Annotated in this window: 16 protein-coding genes and 1 riboswitch; of the genes, 10 read left to right on the top strand and 6 right to left on the bottom strand. The window is 32.6% G+C overall.

Going from position 1 to position 18,650, the window contains the following annotated elements:
* A complete protein-coding gene (locus JOD41_RS03215; RefSeq protein WP_205051545.1) occupies positions 1–3,429 on the top strand; it encodes a type I restriction endonuclease subunit R in 3,429 nt (1,142 codons plus the stop codon).
* A gap of 246 nt (positions 3,430–3,675) precedes the next feature.
* Positions 3,676–5,541, top strand: coding sequence for an AbiA family abortive infection protein (locus JOD41_RS03210; RefSeq protein WP_239540943.1), 1,866 nt, complete (start codon positions 3,676–3,678; stop codon positions 5,539–5,541).
* A gap of 234 nt (positions 5,542–5,775) precedes the next feature.
* On the opposite strand, the gene JOD41_RS03205 is transcribed toward JOD41_RS03210, so the two are convergent.
* The 6 genes from JOD41_RS03205 to JOD41_RS03180 form a co-directional block, all read right to left on the bottom strand.
* Complete coding sequence (locus JOD41_RS03205; protein ID WP_205051543.1) at positions 5,776–6,468, bottom strand: HAD-IA family hydrolase; 693 nt, start codon at positions 6,466–6,468, stop codon at positions 5,776–5,778.
* Positions 6,461–6,928 carry a 6,7-dimethyl-8-ribityllumazine synthase gene (ribH, locus tag JOD41_RS03200; protein ID WP_156702370.1) on the bottom strand — a complete coding sequence of 156 codons (468 nt, stop codon included), beginning with the start codon at positions 6,926–6,928 and terminating at the stop codon, positions 6,461–6,463. Before ribH ends, JOD41_RS03205 begins: the two co-directional genes overlap by 8 nt.
* A gap of 57 nt (positions 6,929–6,985) precedes the next feature.
* Positions 6,986–8,191, bottom strand: coding sequence for a bifunctional 3,4-dihydroxy-2-butanone-4-phosphate synthase/GTP cyclohydrolase II (locus JOD41_RS03195; protein ID WP_205051542.1), 1,206 nt, complete (start codon positions 8,189–8,191; stop codon positions 6,986–6,988).
* A 34-nt stretch (positions 8,192–8,225) separates the two neighbouring features.
* Positions 8,226–8,870 carry a riboflavin synthase gene (locus JOD41_RS03190; RefSeq protein WP_205051541.1) on the bottom strand — a complete coding sequence of 215 codons (645 nt, stop codon included), beginning with the start codon at positions 8,868–8,870 and terminating at the stop codon, positions 8,226–8,228.
* Complete coding sequence (gene ribD, locus JOD41_RS03185; protein WP_205051540.1) at positions 8,863–9,978, bottom strand: bifunctional diaminohydroxyphosphoribosylaminopyrimidine deaminase/5-amino-6-(5-phosphoribosylamino)uracil reductase RibD; 1,116 nt, start codon at positions 9,976–9,978, stop codon at positions 8,863–8,865. The genes JOD41_RS03190 and ribD overlap by 8 nt, the downstream gene beginning before the upstream one ends.
* A gap of 47 nt (positions 9,979–10,025) precedes the next feature.
* A riboswitch (FMN riboswitch) is annotated at positions 10,026–10,137 on the bottom strand.
* A 55-nt stretch (positions 10,138–10,192) separates the two neighbouring features.
* Positions 10,193–10,729, bottom strand: a complete 537-nt coding sequence (locus tag JOD41_RS03180; protein WP_205051539.1) for a guanylate kinase — start codon at positions 10,727–10,729, stop codon at positions 10,193–10,195.
* 111 nt (positions 10,730–10,840) lie between these two features.
* On the opposite strand from JOD41_RS03180, the gene pyrB reads away from it, so the two are divergent.
* From pyrB to JOD41_RS03140, 8 genes are all read left to right on the top strand, one after another.
* Entirely contained in the window at positions 10,841–11,752 is a 912-nt protein-coding gene (gene pyrB / locus JOD41_RS03175; RefSeq protein ID WP_205051538.1) for an aspartate carbamoyltransferase, read from the top strand.
* The gene (locus JOD41_RS03170; RefSeq protein ID WP_205051537.1) at positions 11,749–12,180 is read left to right on the top strand and encodes an aspartate carbamoyltransferase regulatory subunit; all 432 of its coding nucleotides are present in this window, start codon (positions 11,749–11,751) and stop codon (positions 12,178–12,180) included. Before pyrB ends, JOD41_RS03170 begins: the two co-directional genes overlap by 4 nt.
* Position 12,181: 1 nt before the next feature.
* Positions 12,182–12,883 carry a dihydroorotate dehydrogenase electron transfer subunit gene (locus JOD41_RS03165; RefSeq protein ID WP_205051536.1) on the top strand — a complete coding sequence of 234 codons (702 nt, stop codon included), beginning with the start codon at positions 12,182–12,184 and terminating at the stop codon, positions 12,881–12,883.
* Positions 12,873–13,778 carry a dihydroorotate dehydrogenase gene (locus JOD41_RS03160; protein WP_205051535.1) on the top strand — a complete coding sequence of 302 codons (906 nt, stop codon included), beginning with the start codon at positions 12,873–12,875 and terminating at the stop codon, positions 13,776–13,778. The genes JOD41_RS03165 and JOD41_RS03160 overlap by 11 nt, the downstream gene beginning before the upstream one ends.
* Before the next feature lie 223 nt (positions 13,779–14,001).
* A complete protein-coding gene (locus tag JOD41_RS03155) occupies positions 14,002–15,042 on the top strand; it encodes a S41 family peptidase (RefSeq protein ID WP_205051534.1) in 1,041 nt (346 codons plus the stop codon).
* Positions 15,043–15,218: 176 nt separating this feature from the next.
* Positions 15,219–16,343 carry a hypothetical protein gene (locus tag JOD41_RS03150; protein WP_070610228.1) on the top strand — a complete coding sequence of 375 codons (1,125 nt, stop codon included), beginning with the start codon at positions 15,219–15,221 and terminating at the stop codon, positions 16,341–16,343.
* Positions 16,344–16,488: 145 nt separating this feature from the next.
* Positions 16,489–17,445: a threonine ammonia-lyase gene (locus tag JOD41_RS03145; RefSeq protein ID WP_205051533.1), complete on the top strand. Its 957-nt coding sequence runs from the start codon at positions 16,489–16,491 to the stop codon at positions 17,443–17,445.
* 11 nt (positions 17,446–17,456) lie between these two features.
* On the top strand, positions 17,457–18,638 hold the full coding sequence (locus tag JOD41_RS03140) for a pyridoxal phosphate-dependent aminotransferase (protein ID WP_205051532.1): 1,182 nt from the start codon (positions 17,457–17,459) through the stop codon (positions 18,636–18,638).
* Positions 18,639–18,650 lie beyond the last annotated feature (12 nt).

The raw sequence follows: 18,650 nt of genomic DNA, 5'->3' as shown, positions 1-18,650 counted from the left end.
ATGGCTAAGCTAAAAGACTATAACGGTCATTATTGTGAATCTGATTTTGAATATGCCTTCATATGCTTTCTTGAAAAAGAAGGTTGGAACTATATTGCAGGCAACAAAATAAATCGCACAAAAAAAGATGTGTTAATACCAGATGATTTCAAGTCATTTATTTCAAAGACAAATAATGAACTAACTACAGATGAAGTTACGCAGATTTTTGATAATGTTCGTCTTGTTGGTGCAGAAAGCGACTTTGCCACACTCCACAAAGTATATGGTTGGATGGTTGATGGTGTTCAGTTCACACCACAGAACGGACTCCCTCAGATGGTAAATCTGATTGACTTTGAAAATCCTGATAATAACATTTTCAGAGTTGTAAATCAGTTTACAGTTGAATACATGAATAACGGACAGAAAGAAAATCGCAGACCTGATGTATTATTGTTTGTGAATGGTATGCCTCTATGTGTTATTGAACTGAAAAATCCCGGAGATGCTAACGCAACAGTATTTAATGCGTGGGAGCAGATTAATATCCGTTATTGGAGAGATATTCCTCAATTACTTCACTACTGTCCGCTTGCCTGCATTTCTGACGGAGTAAAGACAAGGCTTGGAACAGTTCGCACTCCTTATGAGCATTTCTATGCTTGGCGTAGAGTTGATGATGGTGATGAAGTATCCACTATGCCATTTGCAGAAACAGAAACAATGATTAAGGGAGTTTATAGTCCTGCACGTTTCCTTGAATTGTTCAGAGATTATATTTATTTTCAGGATACCATTTATGACCACGAAGAAGTTGAAATCGTCTGTCGATATCCACAGTTCTTTGCTTCAAAATTATTGAAGCAAAGCATTGTTAATTCCATTGTTGCTGGTAGTGGTAAGGGTGGTACATATTTCGGTGCAACAGGGTGTGGAAAAACTTATACAATGGCTTTCCTTGCCCGCCAACTTGCACTTCGCTGTACTGATATACCTGCTATTGGTTCACCAACAATTATTCTTATCGTTGACCGTGAGGAGCTGCAAAAGCAAGGTGCAAAACTTTTTACAAAGAGCAAAGAGTTCTTGAACCTTGGCGAAGTATCTGTTGTTAAGAATAGAAAACAATTAAGAGAAGAACTCGGTGCAAGACAGAGTGGTGGATTTTATATCTGTACCATTCAAAAATTCTGCGACCGTGAAGATGATAAAATCGGTCTCATCAATGACCGAAAGAATATTATATGTTTTTCAGATGAGGCTCATAGAACACAACTTGAGCATTCAAAGAAAATTCAGTTCAGCAAAGATGCTGACGAAAATATGAAAGCTATGGTGTCCAAGCCTTATGCAAAAGTGTTAAAAGAGGCATTTCCACAGGCTACATTTGTAGGCTTTACAGGAACACCTATAGCTGAAACATATCAGACCTTCGGTGAAGAAATTGACCGCTACACAATGGATCAGGCTGTTGCAGATGGACTTACTGTGCCTATAAAATATCATCCTCGTATTGCAAAGGTATTACTTGATAAAGAAAAGGCTGCAGAAATTGAAAATTACTATAAAAAATGTGCCGAAGATGGTGCAACATATGATGATATCGAGGCAAGCAAACGTGCAATGAGTTCTATGGAGGTTATCCTTGGTGAACCATCAAGACTCGAAAGACTTGCTGTTGATATTCATGACCATTATGTTTCTGCTTGCGACCAAGACCCTGAAAGAACGCAGAAAGCTATGATTGTTTGCTCAAGCAGAGTCATTGCATATGCACTTCTTCTTAAATTTAAGGATAAATATCCTGAATGGTTTGAAGAAAAGAAAACGCCTGATGGTGTTGTTGTGTCTGATGAAGAATTAAAGAAATTAAAACCTATGCCTTTCATGGCTATGGTTTCTAGCGTTGGAAGTAATGATGAAGCCGAGATGTACAATTATCTTGGTGGGGTAAAAAATGATAAGCGTTCAGAAGAACTTGATGCTTCCTTCAAACAGGAAAAATCAAACTTCCGCATTGTTATCGTTGTTGATATGTGGATTACAGGATTTGATGTTCCTTCGCTTACATTCCTGTATAATGATAAGCCACTTAAGAAACATTTGCTTATTCAGACAATAAGCCGTGTAAACAGAAAATTCCCGGGAAAAGACCATGGAATGATTATTGATTATATCGGCATTCGTGACAATATGCGTGAAGCCATGAAAATTTATGGTGGCAATACATCTATTGCTCCAACTTCAGATGATGTAGAACAAGCTACTATGATTTTCAGAGAAGAACTTGAAGTTCTCAAAACTCTGTTTACCGATTATGATTTAGCGCCGTTCCTCAACCCTGATTGTGACCCTGTAGAGCGTTATATGTTGCTTGCAAAGGCTGCTGAATTTGTATTTGCATCAACACAGGAATTAAGCAGTGAAAATGGAAAGGTATCATTCAAGACATATTTCTTGCAAACTGTGAAAAGAATGCGAACTGCTTTTGATATTTGTCAGCCTTCAGGTGAACTTGGTGAAGAAGAATCAGCTCTTGCACAGTGCTTTATGGCTATAGCAGGATTTGTCCGTAAAATGAGTGGCACAAGTGAAGTTGATACAGACACTATGAACCGTGCTGTTTCTAAAATGGTTGAAGAAGCACTTAAATATAATCAGGTTGAAAGTGTTCTTGAAAGTGGCGAGGAAGAGGATATTTTCTCACCAGAGTATTTCGAGAAATTGTCTGATGTTAAAATGCCTGCAACAAAGCTTGAGCTTCTTATTAAAATACTTCGTAAGCAGATTAAAGAATACGCAAAAGTAAATCAGGTTGCCGCTAAAACATTCCAAGAGATGCTTGAAAAGACCATTGAAGAATATCACGAAAGACGCAAGCACCTTACTGCCGAAGAAGCCGGGGCAACTCAAGAACAGGCATCTGAAGACATTATTAAGGCTGCTACGGAACAGGCACTTTCAATCTTACGTAAGATGAATGAAAATCGAGAAAGTTTCCGAAAAATTGGTTTAACTTTTGAAGAAAAAGCATTCTATGACATACTGATTTCATTGCGTGACCAGTTTAACTTTGAGTATGGAGCTGACAAGGAAATAGATGGTGTGATTGTTAATGACAAGTGTAAGACTTTAGCTAAGAAGGTTAAAGAAATTATTGACACAAAATCATCTTTTGCAGATTGGCTTAACAATCAGAATGTGCGTAATCAATTAAAACTTGACATTAAGATTTGTCTTGTCAAAAATGGCTATCCGCCACAATACAGTCCTGAAGTATTCAATAAGGTTATGGAACAGGTAGAGAACTTTGAAGAGAATGCAGGTGATGTTCATTCTGGGACAAATACGTCTTCAGGATTCATAAATCAAATGCCACAGACAAGTCAACAACTAATGGTAGCTGAAGATACTGCTCTTTACGGAAAAAAGAAGGATGTTGAATAATAAGCTGTTTGATGAAAAAGATTTTAGAGTGTTTGATAATGCTGACTCTCGAAATTATTTTAAAGAGATACTTCAATCATATTATAGTCAAAACTATCGAGCTACCATTGTTTTGCTTTACTTATTTGTTATTTATGATTTGTTTATAAAACTTCAAACTATGGCAAACGAAAGTGAAAAAAAGCAGTTAAAAAGTTAAGCAGATTATCGAAGATGTAATTGCGGGATAAAGGAGATATACAAGGTATGTTTGGAATTACACTTGATACATGGAAGCAGACATGCCAAATGTATTTTAAGTTAAGTGAAAGTAGTAAAAAGTACTATTTGCAGTGGTTTCCTTTTTCTAAAATCACTGCAGATGAGGAAAAATATATTGCTAGTGAAGAATTCTTTGAAAAATACATAAGAAAAGCTGCGTTTGTATTGTTTCCTGAATCAATGCATCAATCTGAAAACTTTCTTCAAAAGGGAGATGGAAGCTTTAGAGATTCAAGTCTTTTATCGCCGCTTTTGTATTTAGTATTACAAGCTATAGGCAAGGAAATATCTAATCATTATCAACCGGTAAGAAATGTGAATATTGATGCTTTTTATGCTGGAAACTATTACTATATGCGTGCGAAGTATAAACAGGATTATGACGAGTTTTACAAGCTGATAAATACTCACATTTCAGACTGCCAGTATTTTATTAAAACTGATGTTACTAACTTCTTCCCCAATATAGACCTCGATGTTCTTATTAATCAAATTGATAAAAGATGTAATTTAGATGATGTTTGCTTCACTCCTACTCAATTGAAAATGATCAAAGAATTGTTGTTGTATTGTGGAGCTGGAAAATTTCCAACAATAGAAAATAGCACTGCATCTTCCTATTTAGCGACAATCGTGTATACAGATGAGATAGATAATCGTATATATCAATTTATTGAAGAAAAAATCAACTGCATAAGTGCTTTTAAGATTATTCGATATGTTGATGATATGTATATCCTGTTTGATTCTTCTCATGACATTGTTAGGTTGCATGATGCTTATAACCAAATTAGAAATGAGTATTCCTCTATTTTAAAAGAATATGGATTGTCTCTTAATACAAAAAAGTGTTGTTTAAAGCCTGCAATAGAAATCCATGATGAACTGAAAAAATCATTATATGATGAATATTTCAATGGCATTCAACATAATATCGAGGAATTATTTGAAGGGAAGTTCCAAGAGTTTCTGAATTCGTTATTAGCATCACTTAAAGAGGATTATATCGATGTTGAACACTACAATTCGTTGATTGAACATCACTTTAGCAGTGATGCTATTGAGTTTACGCCAACAGAAGTTTATAACCATTATATTTACGAATGCGAGGAAGTAATTCAAGACAGCAAAGTAATATCCACAATATGTAAATTGATTAACACAGATGTTTCTTTTATTAGTTTAGACCCAAAACGTTTATCTATAATGATAATGAAGACCAAAAGTCCATCTGCTATCAAAGCTTTGCTTAATCAGTTGTTTCAACGTAATCGAAAAGGACTTTGGAATTCATATGACACATCAATTGCCATATCATATTTAATTCAGAGTGAGTTTAGACATATTGATTTGCTCGATGCTCTAAATGAGAATAGTACAAATCTTAAGAATTATTACTATTACTGTTGTAAAAATAGCTTTTTATCCACACTTCGTAATAAGAGGATTAATGATTATCTACACATTATTGATAAGGACTGGAAAGCATACTTCCTATATTTCATGTATTGGGTGGAGAAAAAAAGACATAATACATTGGCGGAATATGCATTTTATAAAAACTACTTTGACCGTTTTACAGCTGATTTAGCATTTTATTATAATTATGATCCAGCTTGTAAAAAACCAAATTACAAAGGTTTTTACAAAGAGCCAGCGTTTAAAACATTTTATAAAGAGATAGATGGTTCTGAAGAAATAATTAAGCGCGCACATTATTTAAGAAATGCAAATCCGTTGTCTCATTCATCAGCAGGATTAATTGATAAATCAACTACATCAAATGATTTAAAAAAGTGTATTGATGATTTGAATTCGCTCATTGATAATTATAGAACTATACATCGCTGATAATCAGACATAATATTTTGTCCTTGAGCATAAGAAAACGACCACACAGGAGCATTTCAACTCTTATGTGGTCGTTTCTTCTTTTGTATCGCTTAAAGGTTATCAGTTAAACATGATTTCCATAAATCCCTAATTCAATAAGCCTTTAGTCCTCCTTTTTTGTTAGGGTTTTATTTTTTATAAATTTCTTCTTTAATTTTTAAGCGATTAAAAATTTTTATTTTAAATTCTATATTACAAGAGCTTTAAAATTTCGCCAATAGAAGAAATTTTGTAACTTGCATCTTTTCCTTCTTCATAACTTCCAAAGCCATAAGTGCAAAAAATGCTCATAATATTATTTTTTCTTGCTGCCTCCATGTCGTGGTGTCTGTCGCCAACAAAGATGATTTCTTCTTTTATCTTTTGCCTTTCCTTTTTTATGATCTCATCCTTTGGAAGGTAGTCATAAGTTTCTGCGGCAAAATATTTTTTGAAATATTTTTTTATTCCATAGACATCAAGAGCAGTGTCGAGATAAGATTCTCGGCAGTTGGATAGAATATAAAGGTCATAATCCTCTGAAAGCTCTTCTAAAACTTTTACAGTACCAGCATAAAGTTCTCCAAGACCGTTTTTTATATTCTCATCCATTTTTTTACCAACAAGAGACATAACTTCTCTTTTTAACTTTTCATCTGCTCCCTTTGCAATTAGGTCGTAGGCAAAATTTGGTTTTTCGCCTAAAAATTTTGACACATTTTTTTCATTTAATTCAAAATCTTTTGCAAAGCCATGATTTCTTAAAAATTCTACTCCAGATGAAAAGGCAGGATAGTAAATTTTAATGGTGTTGTGAAGGGTGCCGTCAAAATCAAAAATTATGGACTTCACATTTTTTAGCTCATCATTTTTGCAATTCAAATTTTCTCTATTAAGCCTAGCCACGAATATCGCCTAGTAAATTTGCCATTTCGATTGCAGCAGTGGCAGCATCAAAGCCCTTGTTGCCAGCTTTTGTGCCAGCTCTTTCAATTGCTTGTTCAATATTTTCTGTTGTAATTACGCCGAAAATAATTGGTACGCCAGTTTCAAGAGATGAAGATGCAATTCCTTTAGCAACCTCTGCTGATACAAGTTCATAGTGAGTAGTTGCGCCACGAATAACTGCGCCAAGAGCAATTACTGCGTCATATCTTTTTGTCATGGCAAGGGATTTTGCTGCTAGGGGAATTTCAAAAGACCCTGGAACCCAAATTACTTCAATTTCGTCATCTTCTACGCCATGTCTCTTTAGTCCGTCTATACATCCGTCTAAGAGTTTTGAAACTATAAACTCGTTAAATCTTGCCAAAACTATGGCGTATTTTTTTCCTTCAGATTTTAAATTTGCACTGTAAATTTTCATATTTCCTCCATTTATTTTTTTAATTTTTTTTTATTATTTTCTTCTAATATTTTAAAATTACTTGCTAAATTCAGATAAGATGTGATTCATCTTTTCTGCCTTAGTTCTCAAATAAAATTCGTCGTGTTTAGTTGAGTGAATTTCAATTGGCACTCTTTCTTTTATGATCATGCCAAATTCTTGTAAAGAATAAACTTTATCAGGGTTATTTGTTAGAAGTCTTAATTCTTTTACTCCTAAATCTTGTAAAATTTGTGCACCAGTTGAATAATCTCTGGCATCTTCTGGAAAACCTAGAGCTAAATTTGCTTCAACTGTATCCATACCCTGGTCTTGTAGGGCATAGGCGCGAATTTTATTTACAAGACCAATGCCACGGCCTTCTTGACGCATATAAAGCAAAATTCCTCTGCCTTCCTCATCAATTTTTTTCATGGCAAGGTGAAGTTGATTGCCACAGTCACATCTTGATGAGCCAAAGCAGTCGCCAGTTAGACATTCAGAGTGAACTCTTGTAAGGACATCCATGCCGTCTCCAATTTCTCCTTTAACAAGAGCAATGTGGTGTTCGCCAGTAACCTTGTCAATGTAGGCATGAGCTCTAAAGTCGCCAAACTTTGTTGGGAGTTTTGCCTCTGCAACTTTTTCTACAATTTTTTCATGTCTCTTTCTATAAATTAAAAGTTCTTCAGTTGTAGTTATTTTCATGTCTAATTTTTTTGCAAGTTTAAATAAATCTTCGCCACGCATCATGTGACCGTCATCTTGCATAATTTCACAGCAAAGTCCAACTTCTTTAAGTCCAGCAATTTTTAATAAATCAACTGTTGCTTCAGTGTGTCCTCGTCTTACAAAAATTCCATCTTTTTTTGCAACAAGAGGAAACATATGACCAGGTCTTCTAAAATCTTCTGGTTTTGCATCATCTTCTGCAAGTTTATTTGCAGTTAAGGCTCTTTCCCAAGCAGAAATCCCTGTAGTTGTGTCAACATGGTCAACAGAAACTGTAAAAGCAGTTTCGTGATTGTCAGTGTTGTCGGCAACCATTTGATTTAAATCAAGTTTTTCTGCGTAAGATTTTGACATTGGCATACAAATAAGTCCCTTGGCAAGAGATGCCATGGTGTTTAAACTTTCGCCAGTGGCAAATTCTGCAGCTTGGATCATATCGCCTTCATTTTCTCTATCAGGTTCATCTGTTACTATTATAATTTCGCCTTTTTTTAAGGCTTCAACAACTTCTTCTATTGTATTTACTTTCATGTCTTCTCCTCTCGAATTTCTATTTAAAATTTATTTAAAATCCATTTTCTAATAAAAAGTTTTTTGTTATCTTGCTATCTTTTTTTGCATTTACAAAATTGTAGACATAGCGACCAATAATATCTGTCTCAATATTTATTTTTTCTCCAACCTTTTTACTTGCTAGATTTGTATCAGCTATTGTCGTTGGAATAATTGAGACTTCAAAATAATTTTCAGCAACTTTTGATACAGTAAGGCTGATGCCATCAAGGGCGATAGAGCCCTTCTCGGCAATATATTTAAAATTATCTGAGTCAAATTTTATTCTGTAGACAATTTCGTGACCTCTTTTTAAAATATTTATGATTTCGCCAACTCCATCAACATGGCCTTGAACTATGTGCCCGTCAAGTCTCTTTGTAGGACTAAGAGCACGCTCTAAGTTTAAGGCTTGACCTCTGCTTAAATTTTTAAAGTTAGTTGAATTTATTGTTTCAACCATGACTTCAGCTTTGTAATAGTCATCGCCCAGCTCTGTAACAGTTAAACAGACGCCATTTGTTGCAATGGAGTCGCCCTTTTTTGTCCCTTCCAAAACTTTTTTGCAAATTACTTTAAGAGTGTAGAGGTCCTTTTCTTTTTTTATGTCAGCCAGTCTTCCAACTTCTTCTATTATTCCCGTAAAAATTTCAATCACACCTTCCAGTAACAAGTATGTCATCAAATAATTTTTCGCACTTCATATCTTTTATTTTTATGGCATCCTTTAGTGCATCAATTTCTAAATTGCCAATGGCAGGTATGCCCTTTGAGCCAAGTAAAATTGGAGCCATGAAAACATAAAATTTATCTACTAAATTATTTTTTAGCATTTCTGCATTAAGAGTTCTCCCTCCTTCAAGTAGGATGGAAGATATATTGTAGTCTTTTAATTTTTCCATTAAATCTAATAAATCAACTTTATTATTTTTTTCATGGCAAATTAAAACTTCAACATTTTTCATTTCTTTTAGATTTTCAAGTTTTTTCCTGTCGCAATTTTTTGTAGTTGCGATAATTGCAAGACTTTCTAAATCCTCTGAAAGAAGTTTTGCATCAAGAGGAATCCTAAGTCTTGAATCTGTTACAATTCTTATGGGATTGACCCTATATTTGCCATGACGAACATTTAATGTTGGGTTATCAGCAAGAACTGTTCCAATACCAACCATAATTGCGTCAAGCCTTCCTCGAAGCTCATGAGAGTAAGCCCTAGAAAATTCTGATGTTATCCACTTGGACTCTCCACTTTCTGTTGCAATTTTTCCATCAAGGGACATGCCAGCCTTTAGCACAACAAAGGGTCTATTATTTTTTACATAAGTAAAAAAGCTTTCGTTTAAATTTAAACATTCTTCTTGGCAGACACCTTCTGTTATAGAAATCCCAGCATCTTCCAAAATTTTTATGCCGCCACCAGAAACTTTAGGGAAGGGGTCACTTGTTCCAATAACAACTCTTTTTATTCCTTCCTCTACAATTCGATTGGCGCAAGGTGGAGTTTTGCCAAAGTGAGAACATGGCTCTAGGTTTACATAAAGAGTTGCACCATTTAGGTCTTCGCCACGACTTTTTGCATCTTCAATTGCATTTACCTCTGCGTGATTTTCTCCAAATTTTAAATGGGCGCCTTCGCCAATTATTTCTTCATCTTTTACAATTACGCAGCCAACAAGGGGATTGGTTTTTGTATGACCAATGCCCTTTTTTGCAAGTTCAATAGCACGCTCCATGTAAAAGCTGTCGTTAAAATTTTCTATATACATTAAATCACCTATAAAAAAAGAGCCCAGGCAGGGCTCAAAAATTTAAAATTTATCTTCTTTCATCCAGACTTTACTGTCGGTATTGGAATTTCACCAATTCAGCTTGCGCTCGCGGACTTTACCGCCGGTGAGGAATTGCACCTCGCCCTGAAGAGTAATATTAACTTATAAGTTTATGATAACACTAGATTATAAAATGTCAAGAAAAGAAAAATCATTTTCCTGTCTTGTGACTTTTAATAATTTTTAGGACGTCACTTAAAACAAAGTCCATTTCTCTGTCGCTATCTATTATATAATCTGCGTAAGAGTCTAAATTTTCTAAAACAGAAAGTCTTTTTTCTATGACGCTTTCATCTTCAGCTCTTTTTATCATTCTCTTTTTTAAAATTTCCTTAGAGCATTTTAAATAAATACATAGGGAATTTTTAAATTCTTTTTTTATGGCAAGGACGCCTTCTTTATCAACTATAATGACGCAGTCAGAATTGCCATTATTATTTTTTTCCAAATCTTTTTTTAAAGTTGAATAATAATTTCCTGCATAACAAGTTGAGCCAATAAATAAATTTTTTTCTTCCATTTTCTTAAAATCTTTAATATTTATAAAGTTATAATCAAGACCGTCAACTTCCTTGGGGCGAGGAGGTCTTGTTGTGTAAGTTATTATTTTATTTAAACCTTTTTTAGCAAGCTCATCTCTAAGGGTGCTTTTGCCAGAGCCTGAATGTCCAAGTATTAAGTAAATCATATTATCTCCTTTAAATTTATTATTACAAGTATAACACATTTATCAATTCACTTTACAAATTAAAATTTTTGAAGTAATATAAAAAAGATAAAATATTAGATGGAGGTCAAGATGAAACATTTAATAGAGCCCTTAGATTTTACAAAAGAAGAATACGAAGAAATTTTTAGACTAGTTGATGACATTATCGCAAATCCAAATGATTATTCTCATGTTTGCGACAATAAGTTATTGGCTAGTCTTTTTTTTGAGCCATCAACGAGAACGAGATTATCCTTTGAAACAGCTATGTTAAGACTTGGAGGACGAGTAATTGGTTTCTCTGATGCAGGAGTTAGCTCTTCAACAAAGGGCGAAACTCTTTTAGATACAATTAGAGTAATAGAAAACTATGCAGATATTTGTGCCATGCGTCATCCCAAAGAAGGTGCAGCACTTCTTGCATCAAAGACAGTTACTAAAATGCCAATAATAAATGCAGGCGATGGTGGACACTTTCATCCAACGCAAACTCTTGCCGATTTAATTACAATAAGGCACTACAAAAAATCCTTTGACAATTTAACTATTGGACTTTGCGGAGATTTAAAATTTGGAAGAACTATTCACTCCCTTGTGAGAGCCTTAAACCGCTATGAAAATGTAAAATTTGTATTTATTTCTCCAGATGAATTAAAAATGCCAGAGCCCTTTAAAAACTTTATTGACAAAGAAAATTACACTGAAACCACTGACCTCATGAGTGCCATAGGTGATTTAGACATACTTTATATGTCAAGGGTACAAAAAGAGAGATTTGTATCATCTGACGAATATGAAAGATTAAAGGACTACTATATACTTACAGAAGAAAAATTAAAATATGCAAAAGATGACATGTATATTCTTCATCCTCTTCCTAGAGTAAATGAAATTGCAACTGAAGTAGATAAGGATCATCGTGCAGTTTATTTTGAACAGACAAAATTTGGAATGTATGGCAGAATGGCACTTATTATGAAACTTTTGGAGGCTAACAAATGATAAATGTTTCAAAAATAAAAAAGGGAATTGTACTAGATCACATAGAAGCAGGTCGTGCTCATGTACTTTATAGGGCCTTGGAGCTAGAAAAAGTTACTGATGCAGTTGTTCTTATGCAAAATATTTTTTCAACTTCCTTGGGCAAAAAAGATATTATAAAAATAGAAACGGATTACAACATAGACTTTACAGTTTTGGGACTTATTGCACCACACACTACAGTTAATTTTATAGAAGATGGCGAGAGGGTTAAAAAAATTCGTATGGAACTTCCTGAAGTGGTAGAAGGAGTTTTAAAGTGCAAAAACCCAAGATGTATAACAAATAGTGAAAGAGAAATTGCAGGTCACAAATTTTACCTCTATGACAGAGAAAAAAAAGAATACAAGTGTGAATATTGCGACACTCTTACAACTTATGGAGAATAAAATGGCAAAGATTTTAGAAAATATTCATGTATGTAAAGATTATTTTATACTGAGAACGGATTTTAAGGGAAAAATTTATCCTGGACAATTTTTTATGCTAAGAGCTTGGGAATCTTATCCCACACTTTCAAGACCAATTTCAGTTTATGATGTAACAGAGGGGGCTGACTTCTTAGTAGAAAAAAGAGGAGTGGGAACAGAAATACTTGAAAAATTAGAAGCAGGCGACGACATAAAATTATATGGTCCCTTTGGAAATACATTTTATGCAAATGTTGATGAAGTTGCCCTAGTTGGTGGTGGAGTTGGTGTGGCACCCTTCCACTATTTAATTAAGGAAATTCAAAAATTAAAGCCTGAGTCAAAAATTACCCTATACATTGGAGAAAGAGAAGAACTTGAACTTGAAAATGCCTTTAAAGATGTGTCTTGCGACATAAAAATAAAAAAGGGTGGATTTATAACAGACGTAATTGATTTTGGAAAACATGAATTAATTTATGCCTGTGGACCAGAAATTATGATGAAAAAAGTTGTAGAACTTGCAAAATCTCATAAGACAAAAACTTATGTATCTCTAGAAAAGAGAATGGGTTGTGGTCTTGGAGCTTGCCTATCATGTTCTTGTGAGACAAAAAATGGCAGAAAGAGATCTTGCAAGGAAGGACCAATATTTAAGGGGAGTGATTTAATTGACTTCTAGAAGTGAAATAGATTTAGCGGGAATAAAATTAAAAAATCCAATAATTATGGCCAGCGGAACTTATGGCTACGGAGAAGAATTTAAAAATTTCTACGATCCAAAAATTCTAGGAGGAATATCTTCCAAGGGAATAACTAGACACCCAAAAAAGGGAAATGAAGGCATAAGAATTTGGGAGACACCATCAGGAATATTAAATTCTATTGGACTTGAAAATCCAGGTGTTGAAGAATTTGTAAAAGAAAAAATTTCTTCAATGCAAGAACTTGGAACAGAAATTTTTGTAAATCTTGGTGGCAACACAATTGAAGAATATGTCGAATCTACAAAAATTTTAAATGATTATGAATTTGCAGCCATTGAATTAAATATTTCTTGCCCTAATGTAAAAGAAGGTGGCATGGCTTTTGGCATGGACAAGGACTCTGCTGCTAAAGTTGTCCGCCAGGTCATGAAAGTTACAAATAAAAAAGTTTTTGTAAAACTATCTCCCAATGCAGGAGACATTGTGGGCATAGCAAAGGCAGTTGAAGCAGAAGGTGCAACAGGCCTTTCACTGATAAATACAATTCTTGGCATGGCAATTGATCTTAATAGAGAAGAAATTGTCTTTAATAATACCTACGCAGGCCTATCAGGACCAGCAGTAAAACCAATTGCACTAAGGATACTTCATCAAGTGGCAAGAGCAGTTGACATTCCAATAATAGGCATGGGCGGCATCACATCTTATAAAGATGTCCTTGAATTTTTAATGGCAGGAGCTACTGCTGTTGAAATTGGAACTTATAATTTCATGAATCCCAAGGCAGGAGCAGAAATTATCTCTGACCTTGAAAAATATTTAGAAGAAAAAAATAAAAATATAAATGATTACATCAAAAAATTAGTGTAAATGCTTGTGTAAGTGTAGAAAAAAGACCCAAAAGTTATAAAAACATGGGTCTTTTTTCTTGACAAAAAAAGAAAAAAGAGTATCATTTGCATTAAAGGAAAACGATTTAAAACAGAGAGGATGATGAATTGATATAGTTGTGATTATTTTATAATTAATTAGTTTTGATCAATAATATCCCTAATATTTTTAATATTGATTTTTAGAAGTGAGGTTGAGAAAAATGAAAAAAAGTACAAAAATTATAATGCTAGTAGTTATATTATTTTTAGCTGGTTTTTATATTTATAGAAGCAACAGTGACTATTTAAAATTCAGATTAACACCATATGAACTTTCAAAGGAAGAAGCTATAGCTGCTATAAATGAGATGGATAAAGAGGGTTTATATAGAGATTCACAAGAATGGAAAGACAATAAAGATGATATTGTTAATAAAATTGATAATTCAAAACATGCTGGTGAAAGAGTAAAAATTTTAAATGAGGCTTTGAATATAATAGGGGGAAAAAATGCGGCTATATTTCCAATATATCATAGAAATTATGAAAAATACCAAAAGGAAGAAAAACCTATTCCAACTAGCGAAGTTATTGACAATGTATTATTTTTAAAACTTCCTTCAATTTGTTTTGATTCTAAGGCAGTAACAGAAAATGGAATTGACTACAATAAGTCAATTTTAGAATATGATAAATTTATAGAAGAAGGTCTAAAGGCTATTAGAGATAATAAAGATGTATTGGGATATGTAATTGATTTAACTGATAATGGCAGTACAGAAACAAGAATGACCTTATTATTAAGTGTATCATCACTTTTAAATGATGGAGATTTAATGAAATTCTTAGATAAAGATGACAATATCGTTGGAAAAGATTTTCTAGATAAAGGTGTTTTGTGTGCTGAAAAAGATGGAAAAATTCAAAAAATAGATAAATATAAAAATGAAACTAAAGTTAAAAAGCCAATATGTGTAATTGTTAATGAAAAAACTTTGGCTTCAGCTGAATATTTAACTTTAGCTTTAAAAGATAATGCAAATGCTAAAATAATTGGCACAGAAACTATGGGGCTTATAAGTTCTGATAAGCTTGTGAGGATTAATGATGGTTTAATAATGATTTTGACAGATTCTAAAATGCTAACGCCCAATGGTGAAGAAAAAGTTGATTATAAAAAAATTACTCCAGATATTGTATGTGATGAAAAGGAAGCTAAAGATAAGGCTTTAGAATATATTTTACAAGAAGTTAAAAATTAAAAATCTATATAAGCTAAAAAATATTTTTTGATTTTAAAAAGATTTTGTTTAAAATTAGTTATCCATATAATATTATTAATAATTAAGAAAAAATTAAATATTAAATATTAGAACTTTCTAGGGTTTAGAAAGTTCTTTTTCGTGGTAAGTATTAATAAAATAAAGGAGGTAGCCCTATGTTCAATCTTTACAAGGATATATACGATGCCCAAATGAATTTGTTAAAATCTTTTAATCAGGGAAATGAAAATGATGATAAAGAAAAATTAAGTTTGGAAGATTATTTTAGAGAAATGGCAAGAATAAATGAAAAGATGGTAGAAAATATTTATGAAATGCCAAAAAATTATATGGATACTATGAACAAGTTTAATCCTTTCCAAGCTGATTATAGTGAAAAAATGAAGGGACTTTTTGAAGTTAATCCTTACTTTGAAAATTTTATGAACTTTCAAAAATTTTTTGCTGACAATTTAAGAGAGCCAAATAAAGTTTATAGCGATTTTATGAATAATTTTAAAAATTATTTTCCAATGCTAAGTGCCAATGGTAAGTTTGTGGAAGATTATAGTTTAGCTGCAAAAAATCTTTTTAACTCTTACAAGAAATATCAAGAAAATTATATGAATATTTTTATGCCAGAACAAGTTAGGGATAGGGCAAAAGAAATTTTAGATTTCAATCAAAAGTTTTTTGGAAATTTTAATTTTATGATTCCTAATTTTGGAAATATGCCTTTTATGACTGATAATTTCTTCGGAAAGATGGATTATTTCAAAAACATGGAAAAATTTTCACAACAAATGCTAAGTAACTTAGAAGAATATGAGAAATTATTTGGTGGTAATGAATATTTTGCCAGCACTTCCAAGGTTTTAGGATTTCAAAGAACTTTTATTGAAAAATCTATGAGGTATTTTGAAGTTTATATTAATTACTACAAGGAAATATATGCTGAAATTGCAAAAATTTCTGAATTTACTTTTGAAAAATATAGAAATGATTTGGAAGAACTTGCTAAGAAAAAGGATCCTCAAGAAGTTTATGATTTCTTCCAAGAAAAAACTAAGGAACAATACAAGAAATTATTTGACCTAGACAAATTTAAGGAAGTTTATAAGAAGGCTGAAGAGGAAACTAAGTCCTTAAGAGAAGAACTATTTAAATTAAATATGGATTATATGAATTTTGTGGAACCTTCAAGTAAGGAAGATGTAAAAGATTTAAATAATCAAATTGTAAAGATGTCAAATAAGATCGATTCTTTAAATAAGGAAATTGAAAGATTAAAGAGCAAATAAGATTTAAAATTAAATACAATGAATAAAACTCTAGGCTGAGGTCTAGAGTTTTTTACTTTAAAGTAAATATATTTTACAAATCCACTTTAGCATATTATAATCTTAATAAATAGTTTTTATTTTGTAATTTTTTAAAGGAGAAGTAATGGATTATAGAAATGGGTATAAGGATACAATAAAGGCGAGAGAGAGAATTAGGGATTATGTTTATGACACTCCTCTTATTAGACTAGATTATATTTCTGAACTTTTAGGCACATCAGTCTATACCAAGTTAGAAAATATGCAAAGGACTAATTCTTTTAAAATCAGAGGCGTAATAAATAAAATTAGAAAACTTTCTGATGAGGAATTAAAAAGAGGTCTTGTTACTGCTTCTTCTGGAAATCATGGAAAGGCTGTGGCGACTTGTGCCAAAATGCTTGGCATACCTGCAAAAGTCGTAGTGTCAGAAACTTCTACTGACTTAAAGAGACAGATGATAAGAGATCTTGGCGCTGAAGTTATTGTTTCAACTGTAGAAAAAAGATTTGATCTGGCAAGAGAAATTGCTGATAAGGAAGGCATGATTTTTATTCATCCATCAGATGATTTAGATGTTTCTGAAGGTCAAGGTACTCTTGCTGTAGAAATTTTAAATAAAATGGATCATCTAAAATTAATTGTTCCTGTTGGCGGTGGCGGGCTTATTTCTGGCATTGCCCTCTACACTAAGGGTGTAACTCGATGGTCTAAAGTTATTGGAGTTGAACCAGAAAATTTTCAAAGATATACAAAATCTTTAAAAGAGGGAAGACCTACTAATATAAAAAAAGGCGAAACAATTGCTGATGGCTTGATGTCAATTACTCCAAGTGCCAATGCTTTTGAAGTAATAAGAGATTTAGTTGACGATCTTGTAACTTGCCAAGATAAATTTATTAAAAAAGCTTTAGATTTGTTGTATAATAAAGAGAAATTAATTGTTGAGCCATCTGCTGCTATTGGTCTTGGAGCAATTTTAGAAGGAAAAATTAAATATGATAATAGAGATAAATTAGTTCTAATTATCACTGCTGGCAATGTAGATGGAAGTACAATTGAAAATATAATAAATTCATAAGGGAGGAAGCTATGAGGAATTTTATTTGTAGTAAATTTAGTAAAGTAGCACCGTCAGGTATAAGAAAAATTAATGAAAAAACTCTTCAAATGGAAAGAGAAGGTAAGAGAATTTATCACTTCGAAGTTGGTAGACCTGATTTTGATACTCCAAAGGTAATTAAAGATGCCACTATAAAAAGCATTGAAAAGGGTGATGTTTTTTACACTTCAAATTTTGGAATAATGGAATTAAGAGAAGCTGTTGCTGAGAAATTAAGAAAAGAAAATAATTTAGATTATTCTGCAAAAGAAATTTTAATAACAGCAGGAGCAAGTGAAGCAATTTATGATACTTATTCCTTAATTTTAGAAGAAGGCGACGAAATTTTACTTCCAAATCCATGTTGGCCAAATTATGTAAATGCGGCTCATATTATGAATGCAGTTCCTGTAAGATACAGCTTAGCCCAAGAAAATGATTTTCAAATTGATTTTGATGAGTTAGAAAAACTTGTAACTGAAAAAACTAAAGCTATTGTAATTATTACGCCATCAAACCCAATAGGATCAATGCTTACAAAGGAAACTACAGAAAAACTTGCTGAATTTGCAAAGAAAAAAGATATACTTGTAATTGCTGATGAAATTTATGAGAAAATTATTTATGGAAATAAAGATCATTATTCTATAGCATCATTTGATGGAATGAAAGAGAGAACTATTACAATAAATGGCTTCTCAAAAACTTTTTCTATGACTGGTTTTCGTCTTGCTTACATTGCAGCTCCAGAAGAATTTATAAAAGTTTTAAATACAATTCACCAACATAACACATCTTGTGCAACTTCCTTTGTTCAACACGCAGGTATTACTGCACTTAAAGAAGCAGAAGATGATGTAAAGAAAATGGTCGAAGAATATAAGAGAAGACGTGATTATATTTTAGAAAAAGTTAATTCTATTGATGGACTTAGCTTAAACTCTCCTGATGGAGCTTTTTACGCTTTTATAAATATTAAGGGCGTTGGAGTTTCTTCAGAAGAATTTTGCCAATATCTTCTTGATGAAGAATGTGTTGCAGTAGTACCGGGCACAGTTTTTGGAAGTGCAGGGGAAGGCTTTATTAGATTATCCTATGCATCTTCTTATGAAGACATTGTTGAAGGCTTAAATAGAATGGAAAAAGCTTGTAAGCATTTTATGAATAAATAGTATTTTTAGAAT

The organism is Peptoniphilus gorbachii (assembly GCF_016908115.1).
GTDB classification, from domain to species: Bacteria; Bacillota; Clostridia; order Tissierellales; family Peptoniphilaceae; genus Peptoniphilus_A; species Peptoniphilus_A gorbachii.
The sequence above is the reverse complement of the archived record's forward strand: the minus strand, read 5'-3'. Positions and strand labels throughout refer to the sequence as shown.

What these genes read in the sequence shown, in the direction of transcription:
- JOD41_RS03195 (WP_205051542.1), bottom strand. Translation starts at nt 8,191, where the DNA reads ATGAAAGTAAATACAATAGAAGAAGTTGTTGAAGCCTTAAAAAAAGGC.
- JOD41_RS03180 (WP_205051539.1), bottom strand. Translation starts at nt 10,729, where the DNA reads ATGATTTACTTAATACTTGGACATTCAGGCTCTGGCAAAAGCACCCTT.
- JOD41_RS03170 (WP_205051537.1), top strand. Translation starts at nt 11,749, where the DNA reads ATGATAAATGTTTCAAAAATAAAAAAGGGAATTGTACTAGATCACATA.
- pyrB (WP_205051538.1), top strand. Translation starts at nt 10,841, where the DNA reads ATGAAACATTTAATAGAGCCCTTAGATTTTACAAAAGAAGAATACGAA.
- ribH (WP_156702370.1), bottom strand. Translation starts at nt 6,928, where the DNA reads ATGAAAATTTACAGTGCAAATTTAAAATCTGAAGGAAAAAAATACGCC.
- JOD41_RS03165 (WP_205051536.1), top strand. Translation starts at nt 12,182, where the DNA reads ATGGCAAAGATTTTAGAAAATATTCATGTATGTAAAGATTATTTTATA.
- JOD41_RS03155 (WP_205051534.1), top strand. Translation starts at nt 14,002, where the DNA reads ATGAAAAAAAGTACAAAAATTATAATGCTAGTAGTTATATTATTTTTA.
- JOD41_RS03150 (WP_070610228.1), top strand. Translation starts at nt 15,219, where the DNA reads ATGTTCAATCTTTACAAGGATATATACGATGCCCAAATGAATTTGTTA.
- JOD41_RS03140 (WP_205051532.1), top strand. Translation starts at nt 17,457, where the DNA reads ATGAGGAATTTTATTTGTAGTAAATTTAGTAAAGTAGCACCGTCAGGT.
- ribD (WP_205051540.1), bottom strand. Translation starts at nt 9,978, where the DNA reads ATGTATATAGAAAATTTTAACGACAGCTTTTACATGGAGCGTGCTATT.
- JOD41_RS03215 (WP_205051545.1), top strand. Translation starts at nt 1, where the DNA reads ATGGCTAAGCTAAAAGACTATAACGGTCATTATTGTGAATCTGATTTT.
- JOD41_RS03145 (WP_205051533.1), top strand. Translation starts at nt 16,489, where the DNA reads ATGGATTATAGAAATGGGTATAAGGATACAATAAAGGCGAGAGAGAGA.
- JOD41_RS03210 (WP_239540943.1), top strand. Translation starts at nt 3,676, where the DNA reads ATGTTTGGAATTACACTTGATACATGGAAGCAGACATGCCAAATGTAT.